At 26.8% G+C, this 11,916-nt stretch carries 9 protein-coding genes and 1 other RNA gene; all 10 read right to left on the reverse strand.

Annotation, left to right across the window (positions count from 1 at the left end; all coding sequences use genetic code 11):
* Positions 1–2 precede the first annotated feature (2 nt).
* The 10 genes from ACTTAX_RS03905 to rnpB all read right to left on the reverse strand — a co-directional run bounded on the left by ACTTAX_RS03905 (position 3) and on the right by rnpB (position 11,906).
* Positions 3–1,121, reverse strand: a complete 1,119-nt coding sequence (locus ACTTAX_RS03905) for an FtsW/RodA/SpoVE family cell cycle protein (protein ID WP_440693015.1) — start codon at positions 1,119–1,121, stop codon at positions 3–5.
* The gene (murD, locus tag ACTTAX_RS03910; RefSeq protein ID WP_440693017.1) at positions 1,111–2,394 is read right to left on the reverse strand and encodes a UDP-N-acetylmuramoyl-L-alanine--D-glutamate ligase; all 1,284 of its coding nucleotides are present in this window, start codon (positions 2,392–2,394) and stop codon (positions 1,111–1,113) included. Before murD ends, ACTTAX_RS03905 begins: the two co-directional genes overlap by 11 nt.
* Positions 2,394–3,479 (reverse strand): phospho-N-acetylmuramoyl-pentapeptide-transferase, encoded by a 1,086-nt coding sequence (mraY, locus tag ACTTAX_RS03915; protein ID WP_440693019.1) that lies wholly within the window; start codon positions 3,477–3,479, stop codon positions 2,394–2,396. The genes murD and mraY overlap by 1 nt, the downstream gene beginning before the upstream one ends.
* Complete coding sequence (locus tag ACTTAX_RS03920) at positions 3,480–6,323, reverse strand: UDP-N-acetylmuramoyl-L-alanyl-D-glutamate--2,6-diaminopimelate ligase (protein WP_440693021.1); 2,844 nt, start codon at positions 6,321–6,323, stop codon at positions 3,480–3,482.
* Positions 6,324–6,325: 2 nt separating this feature from the next.
* A complete protein-coding gene (locus ACTTAX_RS03925; protein WP_440693023.1) occupies positions 6,326–8,017 on the reverse strand; it encodes a peptidoglycan D,D-transpeptidase FtsI family protein in 1,692 nt (563 codons plus the stop codon).
* Positions 8,014–8,322, reverse strand: a complete 309-nt coding sequence (locus tag ACTTAX_RS03930; protein ID WP_440693025.1) for a cell division protein FtsL — start codon at positions 8,320–8,322, stop codon at positions 8,014–8,016. Before ACTTAX_RS03930 ends, ACTTAX_RS03925 begins: the two co-directional genes overlap by 4 nt.
* Positions 8,319–9,329, reverse strand: coding sequence for a 16S rRNA (cytosine(1402)-N(4))-methyltransferase RsmH (rsmH, locus tag ACTTAX_RS03935; RefSeq protein ID WP_440693027.1), 1,011 nt, complete (start codon positions 9,327–9,329; stop codon positions 8,319–8,321). Before rsmH ends, ACTTAX_RS03930 begins: the two co-directional genes overlap by 4 nt.
* Before the next feature lie 18 nt (positions 9,330–9,347).
* Positions 9,348–10,823 (reverse strand): cell division protein FtsZ, encoded by a 1,476-nt coding sequence (gene ftsZ / locus ACTTAX_RS03940; protein ID WP_440693029.1) that lies wholly within the window; start codon positions 10,821–10,823, stop codon positions 9,348–9,350.
* Between the two features lies 1 nt (position 10,824).
* Positions 10,825–11,292, reverse strand: coding sequence for a division/cell wall cluster transcriptional repressor MraZ (gene mraZ / locus ACTTAX_RS03945; RefSeq protein WP_440693031.1), 468 nt, complete (start codon positions 11,290–11,292; stop codon positions 10,825–10,827).
* A 257-nt stretch (positions 11,293–11,549) separates the two neighbouring features.
* Positions 11,550–11,906, reverse strand: an RNA gene (gene rnpB / locus ACTTAX_RS03950) — RNase P RNA component class A.
* Positions 11,907–11,916 lie beyond the last annotated feature (10 nt).

The raw sequence follows: 11,916 nt of genomic DNA on the forward strand, positions 1-11,916 counted from the left end.
TATTATATTTTTCTTTTTGTTAAGTTTAAAATTATACCTGTCAATATTGATGTGCTTACAATTGAAGAGCCACCATAACTCAAAAAAGGTAATGTCATTCCAGTTGTTGGAAATAATCTTATATTAACTCCAATATGAATTGTGGCCTGCATAAGAATTAAACTTACCGATCCAATTAGAATAAGTTTATTTTGCTCCTCAGTTTCAAAACTTATTTTTTTAAAAACCATATAAATTAGGACTAAAAACAAAATTAAGATTAAAATTATGGCAATCACACCAAACTCTTCAGAAATTACTGAAATAATATAATCAGTATGCGCTTCTGGTACTCTATTTTTAAGTGTTCCTTCTCCAATCCCTTTTCCAAAAAAACCTCCACTTGTTATTGACTCTATTGCTTTATCTGATTGAAAATTATGAGTACCTGTTTCTTTATCAAAAAATGAAAAAATTCTAGCTTTAATATAATTAAATTTTGGTATGTAAATAATCATATAAGACAACAAAATTAATCCAATAGAAGAGATTGTGAGGAAAAAATATAAATTAATACCTGAGCAAAATATCAAAACAGCCCATAAAAAAACTACTAATAATGTTTGGCCAATGTCTGGCTGAATTATCAGTAGCAAAGAAACTAAAGTCATTAAAATTGTTGATGCTAAATATTTGAATAAAATATTAGTTTCATTTTTACATAAAATAATTGCAAAAATTACAATCAAAAAAGGTTTCACTATTTCTATGGGTTGAAATCTTGGTAAAAAAAATAAATCGATCCATCTCCTTGATCCTTTAACTTCTATGCCAATTATAGGTACTAAAAACAAAGAGAATAATGAAATAAAAAAGAGAATTATTGAAAATTTATACAAATTATCTTGATTTAAAGATGAAAAAATAAAAATAAAAATTACTCCGATAATTACATAAATTAAATGTTTAAAAAAAAAGAAATAATTGTTGGTATCTAATTTGTCTGAAGCTATGAGTGATGTTGACACTAAAGAGAAAAAAAGTCCAATGGTGAATAAAAAGCTAACTAAAAATAATATAGGTTTGTCTATATTTTTCCACCACTGGTAATAAAATTTATAAATTATGCTATTACTTTGCATATATTATTTTTTTAACTATTTTATTAAAATAATCTCCTCTATCTTCAAAATTTTTAAAACTATCAAATGATGCACCAGCAGGACTAAAAAAAATTATATTTTTTTTAATTTCTTGATCTTTTATCTCTAAGAAAATTGCACGTAAGGTTTCATTTAAAGTTTTATATTTTTTAACCTTTAATTTATTTCTCAAAACTTTATGAAACTTATTTCGATATGAACCAAAAATGAATGCTTTTATATTTTTACATTTGATTTTAGATAATTTGAACTTATCATTTTTTTTTGGTATTCCTCCCAAAATCCAATAAACATCATTCAAATTATTTAATATATTTTCTGAAGAAGCGAAGCTTGTTGATTTAGAATCGTTAATTATTGTTAAATTTTTTTTATCAAAAACAATTTGTTGTCTATAATCAAGTCCCTTAAAATTATTAATTGTTTGGATTAATCTGTTTTTAGAAAGTTTCAATTTAGGTGCAATTTCAAAAATAAATGAAAGATTTTCTCTATTACCGTCAGAAGCAAAGTATTTATTACTAATCTTATCAATTATGTTTTTCAAATTTGAGATATCAACTTTATAAATTTTTGACTTAAATTTGTTTTTTTTAATTTTTTTTGAAATTAATGAATCATTTTTTTTAACGTATGCAAAATTTCCCTTAACTTGTGACTCTATTAATTTAAATTTTGCATTGATATAATTTTTAAGATTCTTGTGCCTTTCAATGTGATCTGCTGAAATATTTAGAATTAAGCCATATTTTGATCTAAAAATCTTTGAATAATCTAGCTGATACGAGGAGGCTTCGATCACAAAAATCGTTTTTTTTGTTATTTTTTTCTCTGCAAGTGCTGGGTTTCCTATATTCCCAATTAATCGAGCATCTTTTTTTTGATCAACCAAAGCATTTTGAAGTATTTTTGCTGTAGTTGATTTTCCATTAGTACCTGTGATCGTTATGCTCAAATTGTTATAAAAAGAGTACAAAACATCAAGATCTGTATAAATTTTTTGTGAATTTTTTTTCAAGAATATCGATAATTTACATTTTGAAATATCTATTCCTGGACTAATAATAATTACATCAAAACTTATTTTTGAAAGTTCACTTAAACTTAATATTTTTTTACTTATTTTTGGATTATCATCAAAAAGATAAACATCTGCTTTTTTTTTTAAAAATTTATATGAAGATATTCCACTTTTTCCTAATCCATATATTAATATTTTTTTTCTTAAAAAAATATTTTTTTTATTATTCATTATCTTAATTTTAACGTAGCAAGTCCTATCATTGCTAAAATTATTGAGATAATCCAAAATCTAATAACTACAGTGGACTCGTGCCAACCTTTTTTCTCAAAATGATGATGTATGGGAGCCATTCTAAAAATTCTTTTTCCTGTAAGTTTAAATGAAATTACCTGAACCATTACAGAGACTGCTTCTAAAACGAAAAGACCTCCCGTTATTGCTAGAACAATCTCGTGTTTTGTTATAATACCTACAGCTCCTAGTGAACCACCTAAAGATAAAGAGCCTGTGTCTCCCATAAAAATTTTAGCTGGAGGGGCATTAAACCATAAGAATCCTAAGCAAGCTCCAATAATCGCGCCACAAAAAATTGCAACCTCACCTGTTCCTTCAATGTAAGGAATTTGTAAATAATTTGAAAAAACAATATTTCCAGTTACATAGCTTATAAATGCAAAACAAGCTGCTACCAATATTACTGGTACTGTTGCCAAACCATCTAGACCATCTGTAAGATTTACAGCATTAGAGGAACCTATTATTACAAATACAGCAAAAGGAATAAAAAACCATCCAAGATTAATTATTAAATTTTTAAAAAAAGGAAAATATAAATTATTTAAATCTTGATAATCATTCAAATAAACAAACAGACCTACACCTAGTAACGCTAAAATAATTTGTACAGTTATTTTAAACTTTGATGAAATTCCAGAAGAATTACTTTGCTTAATTTTTTTATAATCATCAAATGCACCAAGTAATCCAAATGAAAGAGCAATGTATAAACAAAATAAAATATTATTATTTGATAAATCTGCCCATAAAATAACTGAAATAATTAATCCAAGTAAAATAATAACTCCACCCATTGTTGGTGTTCCAATTTTTTTAACTATGTGATCTTCAGGTCCATCTTCCCTAATTGGATTAAAAATTTTTTGATTTGAAAAAAATTTTATAAAAGGTCCGCCAATAAATAGAACTATCACTAATGATGTAAAAAAAGATAAACCTGTTCTAAAAGTTAAATATTTAAAGACGTTTAAAAAGCCAAAATTATCAACAAAATTTAACAGAAACTGGTATAGCATTTAGTTTAAACCTTTTAGTTCATTAACTATCTTATTGAAACCTGTCGCAAGTGAGGCTTTAATCATTAAATAATCATTGTTTTTAATATCATTTCTAATCAAATCATCGATTTGAGAATTATTACGTAATATTTTACCTTTTTTACTATTCGATATTTTTTTATATATCAAAGAAGCCATTTTTCCTTTTACAAAAACCTTATCAATTTTAGTTTGATTTATTAGTGGAGCAATAGATTCATGAAGTTTTTTGGAATAACTACCAAGCTCCAACATATCACCAAGCAACAAATATTTTTTAGACTTGCTTGATTTTATTTTATCAAAATTTTTAATAGCAGAACTTAATGATAGTGGATTTGAGTTATAACTTTGATCAATTAAATTTATTTTTTTATTATTTACTTTAATTATTGAATGGTCCCCTCTTCCATCAGGAATTCTAAAATTCAAGAAAATATTTTTATTTAAATTAAATATATTTAAATTCACACTAATAACAGCTAATGCAGATAAAATATTATAAATATTGTCTTGATAGTCATTAGAGATTATAAAATATTTAATTTTATTCATAAATCTAATTTTAATTTTAAAATTTTTTCTAAACGATTTAATATCAATTAACTTAATATCTGCTTTATTACTTTTAATACCAAATGAAATTAATTTAAGATTTTTCTTTTGAGAAATTTGTTTATGAAGTTTGAAAAATTTATCATCTGCATTTAAGATAATAAAACCATTTGATTTAACATTATTTATAATCTCTGATTTTGCTAAGGCAATCTGTTTTATATTTTTAAAATTTTTTGCATGGGCATAATTTATATTTGTAATAACTCCAATATTTGGCTGAATTATTTTTGTTAGATAATCAATCTCACCCTTTTTATCCATTCCTACTTCTAAAATTCCATACTGATCATTTTCTTTAATATTAAGAAGACTTAAGGGAACTCCAAATTTATTATTATAAGACTTTGGTGATATACTTGTAATTGAAATTTTTCCCAACACACTTCCCAATAATTCTTTGAGTGTAGTCTTCCCACAACTACCCGTAATAGCTATAATGTAGGTGCTTATATTTTTTCTATATACTTTTGAAACATTTGTTAAAAATTTTAAGGTGTTTTTAACTTCTATCTGTCTCTTAATATCAAGATTATTTTGAATTTTATTTACAATTGCTAATGATGCTTTCTTCTTAAATGATTGTGAAACAAAATTATTTCCATCATTGACTTTTCCTTTGATAGCAAAAAATACATCATTTTTACTTACTTCATTAGAATTAATCCTAGCATTATTTATAGAAATAGACTTTGATAATTTTTGAGTTTTGGAAAGTTCTGTGATTATATTTATCTTTAATTGATCAGACAAATTTTTGTTTTTTAATTTGATTTCGGTTAGAATTTTTTTTCTATCAGAAAATTTAATTTCCTTTTTACCAATTTCCTGTGTACTTTCGTGCCCTTTTCCTGCAACAACTAAAACGTCTCCACTTTTCAAATTTTTAATAGCTTCTGATATTGCTTTTCCTCTATTAGAAATTTCTGTAATTTTCTTACCATTGATGCCCTTTTTAATATCTTTTCTTATTTTTAATGGGTTTTCGTAACGAGGGTTGTCATCAGTTAGGTAGATATTATCTGCATAAATACTTGCTATTTTACCCATTTTCATTCTTTTGTTTTGGTCTCTATTCCCTCCACAACCAAATAAAAGGTTTAACTTTTTATCAGGAAATTGCTCCTTAATATTTAAAAGACAAATTTTTAAAGCATCAGGCGTATGCGCATAATCAAGAATAACAATTGAGTTATTTTTAATTTTTCCAATTTTTTCCAATCTCCCTTCAACTGCTTTTAATTTTGGTAAGACTTTAAAAATATTTTCAAAATTTAAATTACTTTTTTGTGCTGCCATTGCAGCCATCAAAATATTATTTATTTGAATTTTACCAATTAAATTTAAATTAATTTCCTTAATTAAATTTTTATGTTTAAATTTGATTAGTTGATTTTCATTATCATATTTATGAGATAATATCTCAAAATTACTTTTCTTTTCATTTATTGCTGATAATTTTAATTTTTTCTTTAAAGAGACTTTCTTGATTGTTTTATATTGAGGTATATTTTTATCTGTAATTATATTTCCTTTTTTTTCAATTAAATTCTCAAATAAATAAAGTTTTGCTTTTAAATAATTTTTTAAATTTTTGTGATAATCAAGATGATCTTGTGATAAATTTGTAAAAATTCCAGATTTAAAATTTAATCCATCTAATCTATTTTGCTTTAGTCCATGACTGGAAGCTTCCATTATAACATTTTCAACTTTTTCTTTTTTTAATTTTTGTAAAATCTGTCCTAATTTAATTGGATCAATAGTTGTATTAAATAAATTTAAATTAATATTTTTTGATTTAACTCCTAATGTTCCAATTGAAGCTACTTTTTTTTTATTTAATTTCATTATTTGAAGATAAAATTCAGCTACTGAAGATTTTCCATTAGTTCCTGTAACAGCAACTAAATTTTTTGGTATTTTGTTGTAAATTTTAAATGAGACTTCTGCTAGTAATTTTCTTATATTTTTTGTTCTTATAAACAAAATTCCATTTCGATAATCTTTTATTTTTTGTTCTGTTACAATTATTTTAGAACCTTTTTCTATAGCTTTAGAAATGAATTTATTTCCATCTATACTATTTCCCTTAATTGCAAAGAAAATATTATTTTTTTTTAGTGATCTAGTATTAAAAGATATGCCTGAAAAAAATAATTTTTTATAATTTTTGTGGACACCATCAAAATAATTTCCAAGTAACATCACTATTTAACCTGTATATATTTTGTGGCTAAAATAGGCCCAATTTTATCAATTACTTTTCCTGCTACCTCTACTGATGTCCAACCAGCTGTATTATAAAGTGTCCCCTTCCATCCACCTTTTCTATGCCTATATTTATAATAATAATCTTTTGATTTTTTAGGTGTATCTAACATCAAAACAAATACAAATTGAGGATTTGATGTCGGAAATACCGAGCTAAAAGTATTTATTTTTGCCTCTGAATATTTTCCTCCTTCTGGTTGGTCAGCTGTTCCTGTTTTGCCTCCAATTTCATAATTTTGAACATCTGCAAATCTAGCAGTGCCCTCCTCTGTATTAACAATTTTTCTTAAAGCATTAACAACTTGTTCTGAAATTTCTTTATTAATTATTCTTTTTTTGAATTTTTTTTTGTTATCTTCTTTAAAAACCAATGTGGGTTTTACATCATAGCCACCATTGGCCAAAATAGCATATCCTTTTGCTAGTTGAAGAATAGTTGTTGTTACTCCATGACCAAAAGAAGCTGTTGCTAATCTACATTTTCCAAAATCATAATCAATTTGGGGTGCCACCTCTTCAATATCAAAATCAATTTGTTTCAATACTCCAATATCCTCTAAAAAAGATTTAAATTTTTCTGGACCAACTTTTTGAGCAATTCGTACTGATCCTATGTTTCCAGATCTAACTAAAATTTGCTCAGCAGTTAAATCTGAAGGTATTTCATTGTCATATTCTCCAATTCTGTATCGGTCACACTTAATTGATTTTGGTAAATCTAAAAATTCAGTATCTGGTTCAATTAATTTTTCATTTAAGGCGCTTGCAAAAGTAAAAACTTTAAAAACTGAACCAAGTTCATAAGTGCCTTTTGTTACTCTATTAATATAATTGACATCCGATATATTTTTTCTCTCATTTGGATTAAAATCAGGTAACGAGACTAAAGAGAGTATATTGCCATTATTAACATCCATTAAAATTGCTGCACTTCCTTTGCTTTTAAAAATTTCCTGATATTTTAATAATTCTTTTCTAATTAAAAATTGAATATCTTTATCAACAGTTAATTTAATTGAGTCTCTAGATGATCTTAGATTTTCATTTAACGATTTTTCCAAACCTGAAATACCATTATTGTCATTATCTATTTGTCCTAAAATATGACTAAAAAGATTTTTCTGTGGATACATTCTAAGCACTTTTTCTTCAGGGATAAGAGATTTATCTCCCAACTTCATAATTTGTTCATATTTTTCCTCTGAAATTTTTTTTTCTAGATAAAAAAACTTTTTGTTTTCTATTTTTTTTTCAATTTCATTAAAATCTTTATCTGGGAAAATAATTTTTAGACTTAGCAGTAATTTTTCTTTACTAATTATGTCTGAAGTTTTAAGGCCAACATCAATAGATTTAACTGTTTTTGCTAAATAATTTCCATCAATATCTAAAATATCTGCTCTATAAAGAGCACTATTTAAAGTAAGTTTGTTGCTTGTATTTTCAGTTTTTACTTCTCGAGATCCTAAATGAATTAAATGTATTGTGTATATTGAATAAATTATAAAAAAAACAAAAAAAATAAAAGCTACTCGATTAAATTGAATATTTAATCCAGTATTGCTTTTTTTATAATCAAAATCATTTTTGTGATCTTCAATTGTTAATCTTTCATTAAAATTACTCATTTTTCCTTAGTTATTTTATAATCCTCTAATTTATTTACATTTTTTGAAATATTATAAATTTTAATATCTTCTATTTTTTTTTGAACTAATTGATCTTCAAAATATAAAAATTGATATTCTAATAATTTTTCAGCAGAACTTAGATAATCATATTCCAACTGAATATTTTCTAAATCTGATTTTAAAAGTCTTACACTTTCTTTATGAGCAAATATTTTATCTTCAATTTTTTTTGTAGTATTTTTGATAATTGCTGTAGTTAAGACTAAAATTATAATTGTTAATGCTAGTAATAATTTTTTCAAAGTTTATCTCCAAACTTTTCAATTTCTAAAAAATTTTTAAATTTTTCCTCTATATCTGTATCAAAATTAAAGAAATCACTTTTCTTAATTGCATATCTTAGTTTTGCAGATCTCGAAGGTGGGTTTTCTTTTATCTCAAGATCAGATGGAACAATTGGTTTTTTTTGACTTAAATTAAAAAGAGTTTCTTTTTGTTCTGTTTGAGGTGTGTATCTTGAAATACTTTTATTTTGAGAAAGATTTTTTAAAAAATATTTTACAATTTTATCTTCCAAAGAGTGAAACGTAACAACTGCTAAAACACCTCCCTTTTTAAGTACTTTTGTGGCATTTATCAGTCCATAAATTAATTCACTAATTTCTTTATTTACAAAAATTCTAAGAGCTTGAAAAACTTTAGTTGAATTATGTACTTTAAAATTTTTTCTTATTTTTGATTTATCAACAATTTTAATTAAACCCTGTGTATCAATTATCTTATTTGATCTTTCTTTTACAATATTTTTAGAAATATATTTTGCATCTTTTTCATCTCCAAAATATTTAAAAATTTTCTCCAACTCTTTTGCATCAAGTTTATTTATAGCATCAGCAGCTGAATAGTTATTTAAACCCAATTGCATATTTAAATCTGTTTTTGAGGTGAATGACAATCCTTTTTTAGGATCTTTCATTTGTGTTAATGAATATCCTAGATCAAAAATAACAGCTTTTATATTTTCGTTTTTAATTTTTAAATTTGTTAATTGACTAAATTTTAAATTTTTGAAAATAAATCTATCTTCAAAATTTTCTAAAATTGAGTTTGCAACTTTTTGACTTTCAATATCCCTATCAAGTCCTATTACGTTTGTATTTTCAAACTCTAATATTTTTTTTGAATATCCACCTTGACCAAATGTACAGTCTATAAATGTGCCACCATGTTGAGGGGTGATAACGCTAATAATTTCTTTTAGCAGTACTGGATAATGTTTGTGTAAATCCGGTACTATGGTGGCTTCCATTTATTTCTTTGAAGACCATTAATTTTTTTGTCTTCTTAGGAAAGCAGGGATTTCAAGATCATCTTCATCTTCTTGATCTTCTGAATTCAACAAATCTGAAGGTGAAGAGTTTTCACTTTCTGAGCTAAATAAATCTGGTGAGTCTGAGTCTACACCAAATTCCTTGAGATCATTTGATGGTTCTTCTTCAACATTTTCATCATGACTTTTTTCTTCAAATGTTTCTACTGCTTCTTGAGTAAATGATTTTTCCATTTCATTTACAGTGCTGTCTTCGACAATGTTTTCTGTTATTGCACTGTTTTCTGAAGCGAAATTTTCGTTCATCATATTGTTTTCAATACTTACTTGTTCTTGTTCTTGAACCATCTCATTCTCAACCTTAAGAGCATTAGCACCATGAGTAATTGGGCTTGATGTGTTTGAAAAATTAAATGCTGGAGACCCCATATTTGAAAAATCAGAGTAACCTGGGTTACGATTTTGTATTCTATGCACCATATTTACCACTGATTTAGATTCAGGTTGTTGTCCATCTAATGAAGTTGCAACAATTGAAACTCTCATTTTTCCATCTAAGTCAGCATCAGTTATTGCTCCTATAATTAACTCAGCTTCTGGATCAACCTCTGCTCTTACTTTGTTAACTGCTTCGTCAACTTCAAAAAGTTTTAAATCTTTACCACCGGTAATATTTACTAGTAACCCTTTAGCACCCTTCAAAGTGTAATCGTCAATTAATGGGTTGCTAATCGCCATCTCTGCAGCTTTAAGTGCTCTACCTTCACCTTCAGCTTCTCCAGTTCCCATCATTGCTTTACCCATTGAAGCCATTACAGTTTCAACATCTGCAAAATCTAAATTAATTAATCCAGGTCTTACCATTAAATCTGTAATACTCTGTACTCCATGCATCAAAACATTATTTGAAAGATTAAAAGACTCTTCAAAAGTTGTTTGTTCGTTTGCAATTTTAAATAAGTTTTGGTTTGGAATTACAATTATAGTATCCACATGTTTTCTTAATTCTTCCAATCCTTGTTGCGCTCTTCGCATTCTAGAGGGGCCTTCATATAAAAATGGAAGAGTCACAACACCTACAGTTAATATATTTAATTCTTTGGCAGCTCTAGCGATGACATGAGCAGCACCAGTGCCCGTTCCACCACCCATACCAGCTGCAATAAAAACCATATTTGCACCTTGAAGTGTATTTACAATTTCATTTAAAGATTCGTCAGCAGCTGCTTGTCCTATATCTAATTTTGCACCCGCACCTAAACCCTTTGTTAAATTTAAACCAATTTGAATTCTTGTTTTTGCTTTACTTAACTTTAAATCTTGAGCATCTGTATTAACTGCAATGAACTCTACTCCTTGAAGTTTATTATCAATCATTTCATTTATTGCATTTCCTCCAGCTCCGCCTACTCCTAAAACTAAAAGTCGTGGCTGAAGTTCTTTTATCTCTGGCGCTTTAAAGTTAATTGTCATCTTATTTCCCCTCGTTGTTGTTTAAATGTTTTTCCCATTTAAGACTTGCTCGATTTAAATTTGCTTTTTTTCTTGCTGATGTCTTAAATTTTTCGAATGCTGTTGGTTCCCAAATTTGAAAGGTTTGACCTTGACCAACAAATAACATGCTATTTTTTATTTTTGCATGTTTTAATAATTTTGATGAAAGAGAAATTCTACCTTCACTATCAAACTGTAAATTAGTACTTTCTGCTAATATTGATGTTGCAAAGTAATCTCTTTTTTCCTCAAAAGGATTTAAAGAGTCTATTGCAGAGGAAATTTTTTCAATTCTGTCTTGAGAGCATGCTTCTATTGAGGAATTATTAAAAGATGGATAACAAATAACACCATTATATCCTAAATTAGACAAATGAGATCTGAAACTAGCTGGCACAGATACTCTCCCTTTTTTGTCCAATCTGTTCTCGTAAGTTGATAAAAACATATATTTTTAATTTTTTAAATTCCATAAATGGGAATATATGGGAATATATGGGTATTTAGAGTTATAGTCAAATACTGATTCTTTGCGTAATTAAAGTCAATTTTAAATCAAAAATTTTGTGTTATGATGGAAAAGTATAAGTTTTTATTATTTGGTTGCTGAGAAAATGAGGACACTTATTATTACTCAATTTATTTAATGCTTCTAGCTCAACAATAATTGTATTGATAATTTATTTTTCTTTTTTTGAATTATTAAGTGCCAGATAAACTATAAGCCGGGTTCTGTCATTTAAACCTATCATTTGTCTAGGCTTAAGATCACTCTTAAGCTCAAGCAACTAACCCTGATGACTAGCCAAGGACGGCTTTTAGTTTTGCAACAATGTCATCTCTACTTAGTCTTGCTCCCAGTGGGGTTTTCCAGCGTTCATTGTTACCAATAGAACCGGTGTGCTCTTACCACACCTTTTCACCCTTGCCATGTTATGGCGGTTTATTTTCTGTGGCACTATCCCTAGGGTTTCCCCCGCCAGGCATTACCTGGCACTGTGTCCTTGTAGAGCCCGGACTTTCCTCTTTAAAAAAATTTAAAGTGATAAGTCATTTATCTGGCGTGATGAAC

It is taken from the genome of Candidatus Pelagibacter sp. HIMB1695, from assembly GCF_052047655.1.
Lineage (GTDB): Bacteria > Pseudomonadota > Alphaproteobacteria > Pelagibacterales > Pelagibacteraceae > Pelagibacter.

What these genes read in the sequence shown, in the direction of transcription:
- murD (WP_440693017.1), bottom strand. Translation starts at nt 2,394, where the DNA reads ATGAATAATAAAAAAAATATTTTTTTAAGAAAAAAAATATTAATATAT.
- rsmH (WP_440693027.1), bottom strand. Translation starts at nt 9,329, where the DNA reads ATGGAAGCCACCATAGTACCGGATTTACACAAACATTATCCAGTACTG.
- ACTTAX_RS03905 (WP_440693015.1), bottom strand. Translation starts at nt 1,121, where the DNA reads ATGCAAAGTAATAGCATAATTTATAAATTTTATTACCAGTGGTGGAAA.
- ftsZ (WP_440693029.1), bottom strand. Translation starts at nt 10,823, where the DNA reads ATGACAATTAACTTTAAAGCGCCAGAGATAAAAGAACTTCAGCCACGA.
- mraY (WP_440693019.1), bottom strand. Translation starts at nt 3,479, where the DNA reads ATGCTATACCAGTTTCTGTTAAATTTTGTTGATAATTTTGGCTTTTTA.
- mraZ (WP_440693031.1), bottom strand. Translation starts at nt 11,292, where the DNA reads ATGTTTTTATCAACTTACGAGAACAGATTGGACAAAAAAGGGAGAGTA.
- ACTTAX_RS03920 (WP_440693021.1), bottom strand. Translation starts at nt 6,323, where the DNA reads ATGTTACTTGGAAATTATTTTGATGGTGTCCACAAAAATTATAAAAAA.
- ACTTAX_RS03925 (WP_440693023.1), bottom strand. Translation starts at nt 8,017, where the DNA reads ATGAGTAATTTTAATGAAAGATTAACAATTGAAGATCACAAAAATGAT.